The 19,283-nt window shown below is 55.6% G+C and carries 12 protein-coding genes; 8 read left to right on the top strand and 4 right to left on the bottom strand.

Features of this window, described 5'->3' with window-relative positions:
• The first annotated feature begins 118 nt into the window (after positions 1–118).
• From cmoM to FHW04_RS01195, 7 genes are all read left to right on the top strand, one after another.
• A complete protein-coding gene (gene cmoM / locus FHW04_RS01225; RefSeq protein WP_089561090.1) occupies positions 119–904 on the top strand; it encodes a tRNA uridine 5-oxyacetic acid(34) methyltransferase CmoM in 786 nt (261 codons plus the stop codon).
• Positions 901–2,223, top strand: a complete 1,323-nt coding sequence (mukF, locus tag FHW04_RS01220) for a chromosome partition protein MukF (protein ID WP_046288417.1) — start codon at positions 901–903, stop codon at positions 2,221–2,223. Before cmoM ends, mukF begins: the two co-directional genes overlap by 4 nt.
• Positions 2,204–2,929 (top strand): chromosome partition protein MukE, encoded by a 726-nt coding sequence (gene mukE / locus FHW04_RS01215; protein WP_031376629.1) that lies wholly within the window; start codon positions 2,204–2,206, stop codon positions 2,927–2,929. The genes mukF and mukE overlap by 20 nt, the downstream gene beginning before the upstream one ends.
• Positions 2,926–7,413: a chromosome partition protein MukB gene (gene mukB, locus FHW04_RS01210; RefSeq protein WP_089561089.1), complete on the top strand. Its 4,488-nt coding sequence runs from the start codon at positions 2,926–2,928 to the stop codon at positions 7,411–7,413. The genes mukE and mukB overlap by 4 nt, the downstream gene beginning before the upstream one ends.
• A 150-nt stretch (positions 7,414–7,563) precedes the next feature.
• On the top strand, positions 7,564–9,378 hold the full coding sequence (ldtD, locus tag FHW04_RS01205) for a L,D-transpeptidase (protein ID WP_089561088.1): 1,815 nt from the start codon (positions 7,564–7,566) through the stop codon (positions 9,376–9,378).
• Between the two features lie 185 nt (positions 9,379–9,563).
• Positions 9,564–10,112, top strand: coding sequence for a YcbK family protein (locus FHW04_RS01200; RefSeq protein WP_069728110.1), 549 nt, complete (start codon positions 9,564–9,566; stop codon positions 10,110–10,112).
• 39 nt (positions 10,113–10,151) lie between these two features.
• Positions 10,152–10,781 (top strand): MBL fold metallo-hydrolase, encoded by a 630-nt coding sequence (locus tag FHW04_RS01195; RefSeq protein WP_089561087.1) that lies wholly within the window; start codon positions 10,152–10,154, stop codon positions 10,779–10,781.
• Positions 10,782–10,815: 34 nt separating this feature from the next.
• Here FHW04_RS01195 and FHW04_RS01190 read toward each other — a convergent pair whose 3' ends face one another.
• From FHW04_RS01190 to pncB, 4 genes are all read right to left on the bottom strand, one after another.
• Entirely contained in the window at positions 10,816–12,006 is a 1,191-nt protein-coding gene (locus FHW04_RS01190; RefSeq protein WP_031376624.1) for an amino acid aminotransferase, read from the bottom strand.
• 237 nt (positions 12,007–12,243) lie between these two features.
• Positions 12,244–13,347: a porin OmpF gene (gene ompF / locus FHW04_RS01185; protein WP_089561086.1), complete on the bottom strand. Its 1,104-nt coding sequence runs from the start codon at positions 13,345–13,347 to the stop codon at positions 12,244–12,246.
• 301 nt (positions 13,348–13,648) lie between these two features.
• A complete protein-coding gene (asnS, locus tag FHW04_RS01180) occupies positions 13,649–15,049 on the bottom strand; it encodes an asparagine--tRNA ligase (RefSeq protein ID WP_031376622.1) in 1,401 nt (466 codons plus the stop codon).
• A 157-nt stretch (positions 15,050–15,206) separates the two neighbouring features.
• A complete protein-coding gene (pncB, locus tag FHW04_RS01175; protein ID WP_031376621.1) occupies positions 15,207–16,412 on the bottom strand; it encodes a nicotinate phosphoribosyltransferase in 1,206 nt (401 codons plus the stop codon).
• A gap of 244 nt (positions 16,413–16,656) precedes the next feature.
• On the opposite strand from pncB, the gene pepN reads away from it, so the two are divergent.
• Positions 16,657–19,272 carry an aminopeptidase N gene (gene pepN, locus FHW04_RS01170; RefSeq protein WP_089561085.1) on the top strand — a complete coding sequence of 872 codons (2,616 nt, stop codon included), beginning with the start codon at positions 16,657–16,659 and terminating at the stop codon, positions 19,270–19,272.
• The last annotated feature ends 11 nt before the right edge of the window (positions 19,273–19,283 follow it).

The raw sequence follows: 19,283 nt of genomic DNA, 5'->3' as shown, positions 1-19,283 counted from the left end.
GACTCCTGTTGTCCGAAAAAACAGCAGCCGGAAGGGAAGATGGGGATGAAAGGTTCATTCTTCTGGTGCCTGTGACAAAATAGCACAAGTCTCACCGCAGCATACCGGAGCGCATGCCATGCAGGATCGTAACTTTGACGATCTCGCGGATAAATTTTCGCAAAATATATACGGCACCACCAAAGGGCGAGTGCGCCAGGCGATCCTGTGGGATGAGCTGGAAACCATTCTGCCCGGACTGTCACCGCATCCGCTGTCGGTTCTCGATGCGGGCGGCGGGGTTGGCCAGGTCTCCAGCGGGCTGGCCGCGCGCGGTCACCAGGTTTTGCTGTGTGATCTCTCCGGTGAGATGTTGCGCCGGGCCGAGGAAAATGCCGCAGCGCAGGGTGTGAGCCACAACATGCAATTCAAACAAATTAGCGCACAGCAGGTGGGCGAACATTTGGATAAGCCGGTGGATCTGGTATTGTTTCACGCTGTGCTTGAATGGGTCGCGGAACCGGAAAAAGTGCTGAAGGCGTTGTTTGATCTGTTGCGTCCGGGCGGCGTGATGTCGCTGATGTTTTATAACCTGCACGGCCTGACGCTTCGCACCTTAACGCTCGGCAACTTCGGTTATCTGCGGACCAATCTGACCAAACGTAAAAAGCGTACGCTGTCGCCTGACTATCCGCGCGATCCCGATCAGGTCTACCGCTGGCTGGAAGCGTGCGGTTTCGTCATTGAGCAACGCGCCGGGATCCGGGTGTTCAGTGATTATATGAAGCCGCCGAAAGGCGAGCCTAAAAGCGACGAAGAAATTATTGAGATGGAGCGGCGTTACTGCTGTCAGGAACCCTTTTTGAGCTTAGGGCGCTATATCCATGTAACTGCGCGCAAACCCGGGCAGAAGGACGAATTATGAGTGAATTTTCCCAGACGGTACCTGAACTGGTATCCTGGGCGCGCAAGAATGACTTCTCTCTTGCGCTGCCAGTAGAACGTCTGGCCTTTTTGCTGGCTATCGCCACCCTCAACGGTGAGCGGATGGATGGCGAAATGAGTGAAGGCGATCTGATTGATGCTTTCCGTCACGTCAGTAAGGCTTTCGAACAAACCCATGAAACCGTGTTGGTTCGCGCCAACAACGCCATCAACGACATGGTGCGACAGCGCCTGCTTAACCGCTTTACCAGCGAACTGACCGAAGGCAATGCCATCTATCGTCTGACCCCGCTGGCGATCGGCATTACCGATTACTACATCCGTCAGCGTGAGTTTTCGACCTTACGCCTGTCGATGCAGCTCTCCATCGTAGCCAATGAGCTTAAGCGGGCAGCCGATGCTGCGCAGGAAAACGGGGATGAGTTTCACTGGCATCGCAATGTCTTCGCGCCGCTGAAATACTCGGTGGCTGAGATATTTGACAGCATCGACATGACCCAGCGTCTGATGGATGAACAGCAGCAGGCGGTGAAAAACGATATCGCTGAACTGCTGAATAAAGACTGGCGCGCGGCGATCTCCAGCTGTGAAATGCTGCTGTCGGAAACCTCCGGTACGCTGCGTGAACTGCAGGATACGCTGGAAGCGGCAGGCGACAAGCTGCAGGAGAACCTGCTGCGGATTCAGGATGCGACGCTGAACAGCCCGGATCTGGGCTTCGTCGATAAGCTGGTGTTTGACCTGCAAAGCAAACTTGACCGCATTACCAGTTGGGGCCAGCAGGCGATCGACCTGTGGATCGGCTACGACCGCCACGTACACAAATTTATTCGTACCGCCATCGACATGGACAAAAACCGCGTCTTTGCCCAGCGTCTGCGGGTTTCGGTGCAGAACTACTTCGATGCGCCGTGGGCGCTGACCTATGCCAACGCCGATCGCCTGTATGACATGCGCGATGAAGAGCTGACGCTGCGTAATGACGAAGTGATGGGCGAACTGCCGGCCGAGATGGAGTACGAAGAGTTCAACGAAATTCGCGAACAGCTGGCAGCGATGATTGAAGAGGCGCTGCAGATCTACAAAACGCAACAAAAACCGCTCAACCTCGCGTCAGTGATGCGTGACTACCTGGCTCAGTACCCCCGCGCCCGTCATTTTGACCTGGCGCGGATTGTGGTCGACCAGGCGGTACGCCTTGGCGTAGCGGAAGCTGATTTAGCCGGTTTGCCTGTGGAATGGCAAGCCATCAATGATTACGGAGCCAAGGTGCAGGCACATGTCATCGACAAATATTGAACAAGTGATGCCGGTTAAGCTGGCACAGGCACTGGCAAATCCGATCTTTCCCGCGCTCGACAGCCAGTTGCGCGCCGGACGACATATCGGTATTGAAGAGCTGGACAATCACGCTTTTCTGATGGATTACCAGGCATTTCTCGAAGAGTTTTACAGCCGCTACAACGTTGAATTGATTCGTGCGCCGGAAGGTTTTTTCTATCTTCGTCCGCGTTCAACCACGCTGATCCCGCGCTCGGTGCTGTCTGAGTTAGACATGATGGTCGGAAAAATTCTCTGCTATCTCTACCTCAGCCCGGAACGGCTGGCGAATGAAGGCATCTTCACCCAGCAGGAGCTGTATGACGAACTGCTGTCGCTGGCCGATGAGAGCAAGTTGCTGAAGCTGGTTAACCAGCGTTCAACCGGCTCGGATCTCGATCGCACCAAACTGCAGGAAAAAGTCCGCGCGTCGCTGAGCCGTCTGCGCCGCCTCGGTATGGTGTGGTTTTTCGGTAACGACAGCAGCAAATTCCGTATCACCGAATCGGTGTTCCGCTTTGGCGCTGATGTGCGTAGCGGTGATGATGCCCGCGAAGCGCAACTGCGGCTGATCCGTGATGGCGAGGCGATGCTGCTGGAGAACGCCACGGCTGCGGTTGACGCCGATGAAGGCGAGGAACAGGAAAGCGATGCGAGTGAGAACGCAGAGGAACAACAGGCATGATTGAGCGCGGAAAATTTCGGTCGCTTACGCTGATCAACTGGAACGGCTTCTTTGCCCGCACGTTTGATCTCGATGAATTAGTCACCACCCTGTCAGGCGGTAACGGTGCGGGGAAATCCACCACCATGGCCGCGTTTGTTACCGCGCTGATCCCCGATTTGACGCTGTTGCACTTCCGGAACACCACCGAAGCGGGAGCGACCTCAGGTTCACGCGATAAGGGCCTGCACGGTAAACTGCGCGCCGGCGTCTGCTACTCGATGCTCGACGTGGTGAACTCCCGCCATCAGCGGGTGGTGGTGGGCGTCCGTCTGCAGCAAATCGCGGGTCGGGATAAAAAGGTCGACATCAAGCCGTTCAGTATTCATGGCCTGCCGACCGACACCAACCCGACGGATATGCTGACGGAGATCCTTAACAGCCGTCAGGCGCGCGTACTGCCGCTTAACGAAGTTAAAGAACGCGTTGAGGCGCAGGAAGGCGTTCAGTTCCGCGCCTACAGCTCGATTACCGATTATCACGCCATGCTGTTTGATCTGGGTGTGGTGCCGCGTCGTCTGCGTTCTGCCAGCGATCGCAGTAAGTTTTACCGCCTGATTGAAGCCTCGCTTTACGGCGGTATCTCCAGCGCGATTACCCGCTCACTGCGTGATTACCTGCTGCCGGAAAACAGCGGCGTGCGTAAAGCCTTCCAGGACATGGAAGCGGCGCTGCGCGAGAACCGCATGACGCTGGAAGCGATTCGCGTTACTCAGTCGGACCGCGACCTGTTTAAGCATCTGATTTCGGAAGCAACCAGCTACGTCTCTGCCGACTATATGCGTCACGCCAACGAGCGCCGGGTGCACCTCGACAGTGCATTACAGCTGCGTAATGAGCTGTTCAGCAGCCGCAGCCAGCTCGCCTCTGAACAGTATCGTCACGTCGAAATGGCGCGCGAACTGGCCGAGCACAGCGGGGCGGAAAACGACCTCGAAGTGGATTATCAGGCGGCCAGCGATCACCTTAATCTGGTGCAGACCGCGATGCGCCAGCAGGAAAAGATTGAGCGCTACGACGCCGATATCGAAGACCTGACGCTGCGGCTGGAAGAGCAGAGCGAAGTGGTGGCGGAAGCCCGCGAGATTCAGGAAGAGAATGAAGCGCGGGCCGAAGCGGCCGAACTGGAAGTGGATGAGCTGAAAAGCCAGCTGGCCGACTTCCAGCAGGCGCTTGACGTTCAGCAAACCCGCGCCATCCAGTATCAGCAGGCGCTGCAGGCACTGGAACGCGCCCGTTCACTCTGTCAGTTGCCTGATTTAACCATCGACAACGCCGCAGAATGGCAGGCCAGCTTCCAGGCCAAAGAGGAGGAGGCGACCGAGCGGTTACTGAACCTCGAGCAAAAGCTGAGCGTGGCCGAGGCGGCGCACAGCCAGTTTGAACAGGCGCTGGCGCTGGTGACCAGCATTGCCGGTGATGTTACCCGTCAGGATGCGTGGCAGACCGGCCGGGCATTGCTGCGCGACGCCAGCAATCAGCGGCATCACGCTGAGCAGCTCTCTTCGCTGCGTCTGCGGCTCAACGAGCTGGAACAGCGTCTGCGCGAGCAGCATGAGGCTGAGCGCTTGCTGGCGGAGTTCTGTAAGCGCCAGGGACAGCACTATGAAGCCGATGCGCTGGAAGGTTTGCAGCGCGAACTTGAAGCACAGATTGAGCAGCTGAACAGCAGCGTCGCGGACGCGGGTGAGCAGCGCATGATGATGCGCCAGGAGCTGGAACAGCTGCGCGAACGGATTGCCACGCTAACGGCCCGGGCACCGCACTGGCTGGCGGCGCAGGAAATCCTGACGCAGCTTAGTGAGCAGACCGGCCAGGCGCTGACCAGCAGTCAGGACGTGACCGAATATATGCAGCAGCTGCTGGAGCGGGAACGTGAAACCACCGTTGAACGTGACGAAGTGGCGGCGCGTAAACGCGATATCGAGCAGCAGATTGAACGTCTCAGCCAGCCTGGCGGTGCCGAAGATGCGCGCCTGAACCAACTGGCCGAACGCTTCGGCGGCGTCTTGCTGTCCGAAATTTATGATGATGTCACGCTGGATGACGCGCCTTACTTCTCGGCGTTGTACGGTCCGTCGCGTCACGCGATTGTGGTACCCGATCTGTCGCTGGTGCGCGAGCAGCTCGACGGACTGGAAGAGTGCCCGGAAGATCTCTACCTGATCGAGGGCGATCCGCAATCTTTCGATGACAGCGTATTCAGCGTCGATGAGCTGCAGAATGCGGTGGTGGTAAAAGTCGCGGAGCGTCAGTGGCGCTATTCGCGTTTCCCGAAAATACCGCTGTTTGGTCGTGCCGCACGTGAGAATCAGCTTGAACTGCTGCACAGCGAACGCGATCGTCTGGCTGAGCGCTATGCCACGTTGTCATTCGACGTACAGAAAACCCAGCGTCTGCATCAGTCCTTCAGCCGGTTTATCGGTAGTCATCTCGCGGTGGCGTTTGATGCCGATCCGGAAGCCCAGATTCGTCAGTTGGGCGCGCGCCGCGGCGAGCTGGAGCGGGCGCTTAATCAGCACGAGAGCAATAATCAGCAGCAGCGTCAGCAATATGAACTGGCGAAAGAGGGCGTAGCGCAGCTCAACCGGCTGCTGCCGCGCGTCAATCTGCTGCTGGATGAGACGCTGGCCGATCGCTGCGAAGAGATCCGCGAGCAGGTTGAGGAAGCGCAGGATGCAGCACGCTTCCTGCATCAGCATGGCGCGAAACTGGCGAAACTCGAACCGATTATCGCCGTACTGCAGAGCGATCCGGAACAGCATGAACAGCTGCAGGCCGATTATCAGCAGGCGCAGCAACAGCAGCGCAACGCCCGCCAGCAGGCTTTTGCCCTGACGGAAGTGGTGCAGCGTCGTGCGCACTTTGGCTATGACGATTCGTCGAGCATGCTTAACGGCAACAACGATCTCAGCGACAAACTGCGTCAGCGGCTGGAGCAGGCGGAGGCGGAGCGGAGTCGCAGCCGTGAACGTCTGCGCGAGCATCAGGCGCAGCTGACACAATACGCCCAGGTGCTGGCCTCGCTGAAAAGTGCCTACGACGCCAAACGCGACATGCTGAAAGAGTTGCATCAGGAGATGCAGGATATCGGCGTTCACGCTGATGCCAACGCCGAAGCACGGGCGCGGGTGCGTCGTGATGAACTCTATACGGCGCTGAGCCATAACCGTGCGCGGCGTAATCAGCTGGAGAAACAGCTGACCTTCTGTGAAGCGGAAATGGAAAACCTGCAGAAGCGACTGCGCCAGCTGGAACGTAACTATCATCAGGTGCGCGAACAGGTGGTCAGCGCCAAGGCGGGCTGGTGTACGGTGCTGCGGCTGGTGAAAGAGAATGGTGTCGAACGTCGCCTGCATCGTCGTGAACTGGCTTACCTGAGCGGCGACGAGCTGCGTTCTATGTCGGATAAGGCATTGGGTGCGCTGCGTCTGGCGGTAGCCGACAACGAACATCTGCGTGACGTGCTGCGTCTGTCGGAAGATCCGAAACGTCCGGAACGGAAGATTCAGTTCTTTATTGCGGTTTACCAGCATCTGCGCGAGCGTATTCGTCAGGATATTATTCGCACCGACGATCCGGTCGAAGCGATTGAGCAGATGGAAATTGAGCTGAATCGCCTGACGGAAGAGCTGACCGCGCGTGAGCAGACGCTGGCTATCAGTTCGCGCAGTGCCGCTAACATTATCCGCAAAACCATTCAGCGTGAGCAGAACCGTATCCGCCAGCTGAACCAGGGCCTGCAAACCGTGAGCTTTGGTCAGGTGCGCAGCGTGCGACTCAACGTCAACGTGCGGGAGACGCATGCGATGCTGCTGGATACGCTGTCGGAAGAGCATGAGCAGCACCAGGATCTGTTTAACAGCAATCGTCTGACCTTCTCAGAGGCGCTGGCGAAGCTTTATCAGCGCCTCAATCCGCACATCGATATGGGACAGCGCACGCCGCAGACCATTGGTGAGGAGCTGCTGGACTACCGCAATTATCTTGAGATGGAAGTCGAAGTTAACCGTGGATCAGACGGCTGGCTGCGTGCAGAAAGTGGCGCACTGTCAACCGGTGAAGCGATCGGTACCGGGATGTCGATTCTGGTGATGGTGGTACAGAGCTGGGAAGAGGAGTCGCGCCGCCTGCGCGGTAAAGACATTTCCCCCTGCCGGTTACTGTTCCTTGATGAAGCGGCGCGTCTCGATGCGCGCTCCATCGCCACGCTGTTTGAGCTGTGTGAACGACTGGAAATGCAGCTGGTGATCGCCGCGCCGGAAAATATCAGTCCGGAGAAAGGCACCACTTACAAGCTGGTGCGTAAGGTGTTTAACAACACTGAGCATGTGCATGTAGTTGGCCTGCGCGGTTTCGCTGCCGATCCCTCACCGACCCGACGTCAGGATGAGAGCGATTCTCTGCCCGATTTAGCCGGTGAAAAATCGCAGGCTGAAACGTAGTCAAAAACAGAACCATTGGTTAATCTGGTAACGGCATTTGTCGCGTGAGGCAAATGCCGTTTTTGTTTGTATACTCAACATTATGAGTAAGCAGCCCGGTCGCAGTAGTTTCAGGGAACGCTGCGCAGTTGAACAGATAAGGGGGCAGGGATGTTGCTGGCAAATACGTTTAAACATCATCGTGTTGTTTCATTGTTAGCGCTGGCGCTAACCGTGGTTCCATTTACACTGCCACAGGCCGCTGTGATTGCCGCTATGCCGGGGATCACGCAGGGGGCGACGTCAGTCACCGACAGTCAGCAACGTATCCGGCAGGCCTTCTCCAGCGCCGATCAGCCATTCTATCTGCCTTCACTGGCCACGCTGTATGCGTCACGTCACATGCAACCGATCTGGCAGGACCGCCAGGCGGTGCAAAAATTTCAGCAGCAGCTGGCGGAAGCCGCGCTTTCTGGCGTGCAGCCACAGTTTACCCGCTGGGTTGAACGTCTGACCGATCCGGCGATTTCCGGCTTTGCCCGTGACGTCACGCTGTCTGATGCGATGCTCGGCTATCTGCAGTTTGTCTCCAGCGTGCCTACCCAGGGTGAAACCTGGCTCTACAGCAACGTGCCGTATAAGCTGGCCCAGCCGTCGGTGTCAGTGGTGAATCAGTGGCAGAACGCCGTCAATGCTGGTTCAGACAGCGCATTTATTACCTCACTGGAACCTCAGCACCCGCAATATCGCCCGATGCACGCTGCGCTCAAAACATTGCTCAGCGACAAACGCCCATGGCCGCAGCTGAAGGGGAGCGAAACCCTGCGTCCGGGACAGGTGAGTGATGATGTGCCAGCGTTACGTGAAATCCTGCAGCGTAGCGGGATGCTGACCGCTCAGACCACTGCGCCGGCACCGGATGAGGACGCGGTTCCGGTTTCAACAGTACCGGTCAGCCACAGCGATCAGCCGGTGGTGGTCAGTCCGTCGGCTACGCCGGTCACCGATCTGCCTGTTTCATCGCCGCAGTCGCCGGGTAACGTGCAGAGCCTGACGCTGGATGCGAATAGTAGCGCGAATGTTTACGACAATACGCTGGTGGCAGCGGTGAAGCGTTTTCAGCAGTGGCAGGGGCTGGACGGTGACGGCGCTATCGGCGCCAGAACGCGTCAGTGGCTTAACGTGTCACCGCAGATGCGCGCCTCACTGCTGGCGCTGAATATCCAGCGACTGCGCCTGCTGCCGGATGATATGCACAACGGCATCATGGTGAACATCGCCAACTACTCACTGATTTATTACAACAACGGCAACAAGATTTTGTCATCACGGGTGATTGTCGGGCGTCCCGACCGTAAAACGCCGCTGATGCGCAGCGCACTCAACAACGTGGTGCTGAATCCACCGTGGAACGTGCCGACCACGCTGGTGCGCAAAGATATTATTCCGAAGGTCAAACAGGATCCTGGCTACCTCTACAAACATGGCTATACCCTGCTGTCAGGCTGGAGTGAGGATGCCGAGGTGATTGACCCCAGCATGATTGACTGGAGCATGGTGTCCGCTTCCTCGTTCCCGTATCGCCTGCGTCAGGCCCCAGGTCAGATGAACGCGCTGGGACGCTACAAATTCAACATGCCGAGTTCGGATGCTATCTATCTGCATGACACGCCGAATCATAACCTGTTCCAGCGCGATATCCGTGCGCTTAGCTCAGGCTGTGTGCGGGTGAACAAGGCCTCTGAACTGGCCGGACTGTTGCTACAGGATGCAGGCTGGAATGATTCCCGTATCTCCAGCACGCTGAAAGAGGGCGATACCCGCTATGTGCCGATTCGCCATCGTATTCCGGTCAACCTCTATTATCTTACCGCCTGGGTCGCTGACGACGGCAAACCACAGTTCCGAACAGATATTTACAATTATGATGACACGGCACGTTCAGGCAGCCAGGCGTTAAAGCGGGCTGAGCAATTGCTGCTCTAGTGATTGATTTTCAATCGTTAGCCGTCTGCCGCCGTAAGCAAAATTCTTCATCAAAAGGCGATCCCGCCCGGGATCGCCGCACAAAGCCACCCGGGATGGGTTGACGCCTCTGTGAGAGAAAGTTATGGTTCGGCCTGTGCGCTTTTTGCACATTTCTATGGCTTCACTCTCAGGTAATACGGTTAATGTCTACTATTGATTCTTTTCGTCGCAAGCTACTGCTTTGCGGAAGTGCTGCCGCCGGACTGGCATTATTGCCAGCTTCTGCAAGGGCTTCACTTTCAACTTCTCGCCCGCGGGTATTAACACTTAACAACCTTCACACGGGTGAAACCCTTAAAACTGAATTTTTTAATGGTAAGAGTTACGACAGGGATGAGTTATCACGTTTAAATCATTTTTTCCGTGACTATCGCGCCAATAAAGTGAAAAGCATCGACCCCCATCTGTTCGACCAGATTTTCCGTCTGCAGGCGCTGCTGGAAACCCGTAAGCCAGTACAATTGGTTTCCGGTTATCGCTCACTGGCTACTAATAATATGTTGCGTGAAAGCGGGCCTGGCGTGGCGAAACACAGCTACCACACCAAAGGTCAGGCGATGGATTTTCACATTGAAGGCGTGACCTTAGCCAATGTACGCAAAGCGGCGTTATCTCTGCGCGCGGGTGGTGTAGGATATTATCCTCGCAGCAACTTTGTGCACATTGATACCGGGCCGATCAGGCACTGGTAACGACGCCGGCAACGCTGCGTGAGCCGGTCATGGAGCGTTATGAATTACCATATTATTCCTGTTACAGCCTTTGCTCAGAACTGCTCGGTTATCTGGTGCAATACCACCGGGGAGTCGGCGCTGGTCGATCCGGGCGGTGATGCCGAACGTATCAAACAAACGCTGGAACAACACAAACTGAAACCCGCGCAGATTCTGCTCACCCATGGACATCTCGATCATGTCGGGGCAGCGGTCGAACTCGCGGCGTTTTATCAGGTGCCCATCGTCGGACCGCAGAAACGCGATGCCTTCTGGCTGGAAGCGCTTCCGACGCAGAGCCGAATGTTCGGGCTGGAAGAGTGTGCGCCTTTCACGCCGGATCGCTGGCTGGAAGAGGGTGACAGCGTACAGGTAGGGTTAGTCTCGCTGGAAGTATTGCACTGTCCGGGCCATTCGCCCGGTCATGTGGTGTTCTTTGATCGTCTGGGACGCTTACTGATCTCAGGTGATGTGATTTTCAACGGCGGTGTTGGTCGCACTGATTTCCCGCAGGGCGATCATCAGCAGCTAATTGATGCCATCCGGACAAAATTACTGCCGCTGGGCGATGATGTGACTTTCGTGCCGGGACACGGTCCGATTTCAACGCTGGGGCGTGAACGGATCAGCAATCCTTTTCTGCAATAAAAAATGGGCCGGCTGGCCCATTTTTTCATCACGATTACAGCACCGCGACAATCGCCTCACACAGCGCCGACATATTGTCTGGCGTCATGCCCGCAACGTTTACCCGTCCTGAATTAACCGCATAGACCGCAAACTCTTCGCGCAGACGAATTACCTGATCTTTAGTCAGGCCGCTAAATGAGAACATCCCGTTCTGCCGGATGATGAAGCTGAAGTCACGCTGCGCACCTTTCTCTGCCAGGGTATTGACGAACAGCTGGCGCATACGCTGGATACGCTGGCGCATGTCTGACAGCTCCTGCTCCCAGATGGTACGCAGTGCATCATTACCGAGGATGGTGGCAACCACGGCCGCACCGTGAGCTGGCGGATTGGAATAGTTGGCGCGGATAGTGTATTTCACCTGACTGAAGGCAGTATCGGCCACGTTGGCATCAGCGGCCACCAGCGTAATCGCCCCGACGCGCTCGTTATACAAACCAAAGTTCTTAGAATAAGAGCTGGCGACAATCAGTTCCTGATGCGACGCGGCAAAAATACGCAGTCCTTCAGCATCTTCCTCAAGGCCACGGGCGAAGCCCTGATAGGCAAAGTCAAACAACGGTAACCAGCCGCCAGCCTGCGACAGCTGCGCCAGTTGCTGCCACTGTTCGGCCGTTGGATCGATACCGGTTGGATTATGGCAGCAGCCGTGGAACAGCACCACGTCGCCCGCCTGTACCTGTTTCAGCGACGCCAGCAGGCCTTCAAAATCGAGCGTGTGATTTTCCGCATCGTAATACTGATATTCACACACCTCAAGACCGGCAGCATTGAACACATTTTTGTGGTTCGGCCAGCTGGGATTGCTGACCCATACCCGTTTCACGCTGGTCTGAGTGGCAAGGAAATCCGCCGCAACGCGCAGCGCACCAGTACCGCCCGGGGTTTGTGCTGTCCGCGCACGACCGGCGGTAATCAGCGTGCTCTGGTTGCCAAACAACAGCGCCTGGGTACAGCGTGCAAAATCAGCCAGACCATCAATGCTGAGATAGTTTTTGGTGGTTTCGTTTTCCAGCAGGTACTGTTCGGCTTTCTTAACGCTGGTCAGCACCGGGGTCTTGCCGGTTTCGTCTTTATAGACGCCGATACCCAGGTTAATTTTGTTAGGGCGGTCGTCAGCGCGAAACAGATCGGCCAGCCCAAGAATGGGATCGGCGGGTGCAGCAGAGATCGATTCAAACATGAGTCAGGTCCAGTAGCGGGAACGTTAGCAAAATGAGCTCTCAGGTTAGCGTCAGGCCAGGCAAAAGCCAACCGTTTGCGAGACTTATTGATACATTTTGCGCGCCTGCTTCCGCTCTGACCGCAATCAGTGGAGCACCAATGAGGAAAGGAGCGGAAGAAAGAGGTTATCACCGGATAACAGACATAAAAAAACGGGGCCGATGGCCCCGTCTTTAAACATCTTCTGACAGCGAGATTAGAACTGGTAAACCAGGCCAACCGCTACAGTATCATCAGTGTTCAGACCCAGACGGTTGTCGTCATCCAGCTGGTTGATCTGATAGTCCACATAGGTAGACATGTTTTTGTTGAAGTAGTAGGTTGCGCCGATATCAATGTATTTGATCAGGTCAGCATCGCCCACGCCTTCGATATCTTTGCCTTTAGACTGAACGTAGGCGATAGATGGACGCAGACCGAAGTCGAACTGATACTGTGCAACCAGTTCAATGTTCTGTGCTTTGTTGGCGAAAGCAGTGGTATCGGTGCCCGCACCAGTTGTCAGCGTGAACGGCGTTGAGTTACGGGTTTCACCGTAGTAAGCCGCCAGGTAGACATTGTTTGCATCATACTTCAGACCGGTTGCCCAGTTTTCAGCGCGTTTACCCTGACCTACAACAGTACCGTTAGCTGCAACGCCAGCGGCCTGTGCATCGGTACGGTCGCTGCTGCTATAGGCACCCACAACACCTACACCGATTGGTGAGACGTAAGAAGTTGACAGACCCCAGCCGTCGCCGTTCGAACGACGAATTTCATCACGCTCGTTTTTGCCCTGATACTGAACGGCGAAATCCCAGCCATCTACCAGACCAAAGAAGTTAGTGTTGCGGTAGGTCAGCAGGCCGGTGCTACGACCGTTCATGAAGTTATCTGAGTAGCCTGAGTCGCCACCGAACTCTGGCAGCATATCGGTCCAGCCGATTGCATCGTAAACCACACCGTAGTTACGGCCGTAGTCGATTGAGCCAGCATCACCGAATTTCAGACCGGCAAAGCCCAGACGGGTTCTGTTACCGTCTTGCGCATCATCGCCTTCAGAATTGTTAGCCTGAACGTTGTATTCCCACTGGCCGTAACCGGTCAGCTGGTCGTTAATCTGAGTTTCACCCTTGAAGCCGAAGCGAACGTAAGTATTGTCGCCATCGTTGCCGTCGTTATCAGAGAAGTAGTGCAGGCCAACGGCTTTACCGTACAGGTCCAGTTTGTTGCCGTCTTTATTATAAATTTCGGCTGCGTTTGCTGCGCCTGCGGCTAACAGAGCAGGGATAACCACTGCAAGAATATTGCGCTTCATCATTATTCATTACCCTCGTTGGAGTTATTTGTACACCTGCCACTGCCGTCAAGAAACCTTTACGGGAACCTTGAAAGAAGTTTGGTGTCTTCCTGTGTCTGCACGCATCTTTCCATCCCCCCAGCCTTAATTCTACCTCGAAAATGCTACGAAACTCGTAATCTGGTTTCAAAAGGAAAATATGTATTACAAAATGTAAAAAACACGGAACTTTGTGAGAGAACTCAAAATTTACAAAAATAAAAAAAGGCCGGCAGTGCCGACCTCTTTATATATATGAATTTCTTATAATTAATGCAGAAAGTTAGAAGCTCGCATTACGTGGAGTACGTGGGAAGGGGATAACGTCCCTTACATTTTGTACGCCGGTGACATAGGCGATTAAACGTTCGAAACCTAATCCAAAGCCAGAATGTGGCACGGTACCGTAGCGACGCAGGTCACGATACCACCAGTAATCTTCTTTATTCAGACCCATTTCCTGTAGGCGTGCATCAAGAACATCCAGACGCTCTTCACGCTGCGAACCACCGATAATTTCACCGATGCCCGGTGCCAGTACGTCCATCGCCGCCACGGTTTTACCGTCGTCGTTCAGACGCATATAAAACGCTTTAATGTCTTTCGGGTAGTTTTTCACCACCACCGGCGCTTTAAAATGCTTCTCGGCCAGATAACGTTCATGCTCAGAGGAGAGATCGATACCCCATGACACCGGATTCTCAAAGCTCTGACCGCAGTTGATCAGAATCTCAACCGCGTCGGTGTAGTCGACCTGGGCGAAGTCGGTAGTGATGAAACGCTGCAGGCGCTCAACCGCTTCTTTATCAACGCGCTCAGCAAAGAACGCCATATCATCAGCACGCTCTTCCAGCACCGCGTTGAACACATACTTCAGCATCGCCTCCGCCAGCGCAGCTGCATCATCCAGCGACGCGAAGGCGATTTCCGGCTCCAGCATCCAGAACTCCGCCAGATGGCGGCTGGTGTTAGAGTTTTCTGCGCGGAAGGTCGGGCCAAAGGTATAAATCTTTGACAGGGCGCTGGCATAGGTTTCGCCGTTCAGCTGACCAGAAACGGTCAGGAACGCTTCCTTGCCAAAGAAATCTTCGCTGAAATCGACTTTGCCCTGATCGTTGCGCGGCAGGTTTTCAAGATCCAGCGTTGAGACGCGGAACATCTCACCGGCACCTTCAGTATCCGAGGCGGTAATCAGCGGGGTGGAGACCCAGAAATAACCATTTTCATGGAAAAAGCGATGCAGCGCCTGCGCCAGAGTATGACGAACGCGGGCGACGGCACCGATCAGATTGGTACGTGGACGCAGGTGAGCCACTTCACGCAGATACTCAATGCTGTGACGTTTCGCCGCCATCGGGTAGCTGTCAGGATCTTCCACCCAGCCAACAACCTCAAGACGGGTTGCCTGAATCTCAAAAGCCTGGCCCTGACCGGGCGAGGCCACCACGGTGCCGGTGACAATCACGGAACAGCCGGTGGTCAGACGCAATACTTCATCCTGATAATTATTCAGAGAATTATTGACGACTGCCTGAACGGGATTAAAGCAGGAGCCGTCATATACGGCGATGAAGGAAAGACCGGCTTTTGAATCTCTTCGGGTACGCACCCAACCACGTACGGTGACTTCACTGTCAACCGCGACGCGACCGTGCAGTACGTCCGCTACAGGCACAACGCTCATAAATATCTCTCTATATAGAAGAAGTGAGTAAAAAGGTCCCCGAACCGGGGGTTTTGCTATGTTACTTGTGAGTCTTCAGGAAACAAGCAAAATCCGGCGGAATGGACGATTTATTACAGCAGAAGCGGGGCGCATCAACGCCCCGATAAGAAGTGGCTTAACTCGCTTTTTTCACCAGCGGCAGATCAAAGGCTTTACGCAGAGCCCGGACAAAGGCTTTATCCTGGCAAATGGTTTTGCCCGGACTGTCGGACAGTTTCGCCACCGGTTTGCCGTTGCACTGCACCAGCTTAATCACAATATTCAGTGGCGTGACGCCCGGGATATCACAGGTCAGGCGGGTACCAATGCCGAAAATGACCCGGGTACGCTGACCGAAGTGGCGATAGAGCGCCAGCGCTTTGTCGAGGTTGAGATTGTCGGAAAAGACCAGCGTTTTGCTTTGCGGGTCGATACCCAGCTTCTGATAGTGGGCGAGGGCTTTCTCGCCCCATTCGACCGGATCGCCGGAGTCGTGGCGCAGCCCCTGATAGCGTCGGGCAAACACCGGACCGAAATCACGCAGGAAGGCATCCATAGCGATACAGTCGGTCAGGGCGATGCCGAGCTGATCATCATATTCATCCAGCCACGCCTGCAGCGCGGCGCGCTGGCTGTTGGCCAGTACCGGGCTGATCTGCTGGAACGCCTGGAACCACTCGTGCGCCTGCGTACCGACCGGCGTCAGCGTCAGGCGCCGCGCCAGATCGTAGTTGCTGGTGCCGATCAGCCACGGGAAATCCTGTTTCAGCGTCGCCACTATCGCCTGCTGTACATCCTGCGAGTAGCGACGGCGGGTGCCGAAATCCATCAGGTGGAAGCGTGACATATCCAGATCGGCCACCTGGTGAGTAAAGTCGGCAAGTTTCTGCTGCAGATGATCGACCGCCTGCTGAGTGGTGACCTCAGGGGTGCGGTGACGATGCACCACTTCACTGATCAGCGCCAGCAGCGGCACCTCCCACAAAATCACTTCGCGCCACGGTCCCTGAATACGCAGTTCAAGTTTGCCATGGTGATTACGTACCTCAACCTGATCGGGGTTGTAGCGAAAATCGCGCAGCCAGTTGAGGTAATCCTGCTGAAAGAAGGGCAGGCGGGATAACCAGTGATATTCGTCATCGGTCAGCGCCAGCGTTTGCATTGCGCGAATCTCGTCACGAATCTCATCAGCGTAGAGGCCCAGTAGTTCGTCGCCGCGGCAGCGAAACTCCGCCGCCACCGTGACATCATGATAGCGGTGGAAGACGGCTTGCTGCATGTGGAGCTTATAAGCGTCCGTATCGAGCAGCGAGGTCAGTATCGGGGAAGCATGTCCTGTCATGGCGCGTTTCAGCATCCTGTTCGGTGGCGCAGAGCCCGGTGTTGTACACAGTCTTAAAGACGCGGAAGTATAATTCAGTCATTAACGCCAATCACAGCATATTTCACTGTAGTGGGTCGAGGCCAATCTGTGCCATTGTTAACAAATTGTAGCCATTTCACGCATTACGTGCATTGTGCGTGGCAAGCTTGTAGTAACAAGCTTAGACTTTGCCAGGTAAACTTATAACAACGCGAGACGGAATATGACGCAACAGCCCCAAATTAAATATCGCCACGATTACCGTGCGCCGGATTACACCATTACTGACATTGATTTAACCTTTGAACTGGATGCGTCGACCACCCGCGTAACGGCTATCAGTCAGGTTAAACGTCTCGGTGACAGCCAGGCTGATTTGCGTCTGGATGGCGAAGATTTAACGCTGATCGCGCTTGAGGTGGATGGACAACCCTGGACGGATTATCGCCAGCAGAACGGTGCGCTGGTGCTCAGCCAGCTGCCAGAAAGTTTCACGCTGAAAATCATCAACGATATTCATCCGGATCAGAACACGGCGCTGGAAGGGTTATACAAATCAGGCGAGGCGCTATGCACTCAATGTGAGGCTGAAGGCTTCCGTCATATTACCTGGTATCTGGATCGCCCGGATGTGCTGGCGCGTTTCACCACCACCATTTTTGCCGACGGCGAACGCTATCCTTACCTGCTGTCAAACGGTAACCGCGTCGACAGTGGACGTGATGAGCAGGGCCGTAGCTGGGTCAAATGGCAGGACCCGTTCCCGAAACCTTGCTACCTGTTTGCGCTGGTGGCGGGAGACTTCGACGTGCTGCGCGACAGTTTCACCACCCGTTCCGGCCGTGATGTGGCGCTGGAGATTTTTGTCGATCGTGGCAATCTCGACCGCGCCGACTGGGCGATGACCTCGCTGAAAAACAGCATGAAGTGGGATGAGGAGCGTTTCGGTCTCGAATACGACCTCGACATCTTTATGATCGTGGCGGTCGACTTCTTCAACATGGGCGCGATGGAAAACAAAGGCCTGAACGTTTTTAACGCCAAATATGTGCTGGCGAAAGCGGAAACCGCCACAGATAAAGATTATCTCGGTATTGAAGCGGTGATCGGCCACGAATATTTTCATAACTGGACCGGCAACCGTGTCACCTGTCGCGACTGGTTCCAGCTCAGCCTGAAAGAGGGGCTGACGGTATTCCGCGATCAGGAGTTCAGTTCTGACCTCGGTTCACGTGCCGTTAATCGCATCGACAACGTGCGTATCGTGCGTGGCGCGCAGTTTGCTGAAGATGCCAGTCCGATGGCTCACCCGATCCGCCCGGATCAGGTGATTGAAATGAATAACTTCTACACCCTTACCGTGTATGAAAAAGGATCGGAAGTGATCCGGATGCTGCACACCCTGTTGGGCGAGGCTAATTTCCAGAAGGGAATGCAGCTCTATTTTGATCGTCACGACGGCAGTGCGGCCACCTGCGATGACTTCGTGCAGGCAATGGAAGATGCCTCCAACGTGGATCTGTCACAGTTCCGCCGCTGGTACAGCCAGTCCGGTACGCCAGTGTTGACGGTACGCGATGATTACAACCCGGAGCTGGAGCAATACACGCTGCACGTCACGCAGCACACGCCAGCGACCGCCGATCAGAAAGAGAAGCTGCCGCTGCATATCCCGCTCGATATCGAGCTGTATGATAACGAAGGGCAGGTGATTCCGCTGCAGCACAACGGCCACCCGGTGCATCACGTGCTGAACGTCACCGAGGAGTTCCAGTCCTTCATTTTCGATAATGTCTACTTCCAGCCGGTGCCGTCGCTGCTGCGTGAATTCTCTGCGCCGGTGAAGCTCGATTACAAATGGAGCGATGCGCAGCTCACCTTCCTGATGCGTCATGCGCGTAACGATTTTTCACGCTGGGATGCAGCACAGAGCCTGCTGGCAACCTATATCCGTCTCAACGTGGCGCGCTATCAGCAGGGGCAGCATCTGTCACTGCCGCTGCATGTGGCAGACGCGTTCCGCGCAGTACTGCTCGATGCCGACTGCGATCCGGCGCTGACCGCGCTGATTCTGACGTTGCCGACTGAAAATGAGATCGCCGAACTGTTCGATGTCATCGATCCACAGGCGATTGCGCTGGTACGTGACGCACTGCAGCGCACCCTGGCGCGCGAGCTGGCTGACGAGTTCTTTGCGATCTATAACGCCAATCAGCAGAGTGAATACCGGGTTGAGCATGACGCGATTGGTCAGCGCAGCCTGAAAAATATCTGCCTGACCTATCTGGCCTTTGGCGATGCGCAACTGGCGGACAAGCTGGTGCAGGTGCAGTATCACCAGGCGACCAACATGACCGATTCGCTGGCGGCACTCTCCGCAGCGGTAGCGGCGCAGCTGCCGTGCCGCGATGCGCTGCTGGCGGCCTACGATGAGCGCTGGCATCAGGATGGTCTGGTGATGGACAAGTGGTTTGTGCTGCAGGCCACCAGTCCGGCGGCCAATGTGCTGCGTAATGTGCGTCAGTTACTTAACCACCGCTCCTTCAGCATGAGCAACCCTAACCGGGTACGCTCGCTGGTGGGTGCCTTTGCCTCCGCTAACCCGGCTGCGTTCCATGCCAAAGATGGCAGCGGCTATAAATTCCTGGTGGAGATGCTGATCGATCTGAACACCCGTAACCCGCAGGTTGCGGCGCGGATGGTCGAGCCATTGATTCGACTGAAACGCTATGACGACGATCGTCAGGCGATGATGCGCGAGGCACTGGAACAGCTGAAAGGGCTGGAGAAGTTGTCGGGCGATCTCTACGAGAAGATCACCCGGGCGCTGAACGCCTGATAGCAGAACGG

This window comes from Pantoea sp. AN62 (assembly GCF_050432985.1).
In the GTDB taxonomy this organism is placed as follows: domain Bacteria; phylum Pseudomonadota; class Gammaproteobacteria; order Enterobacterales; family Enterobacteriaceae; genus Pantoea; species Pantoea brenneri.
The sequence above is the reverse complement of the archived record's forward strand: the minus strand, read 5'-3'. Positions and strand labels throughout refer to the sequence as shown.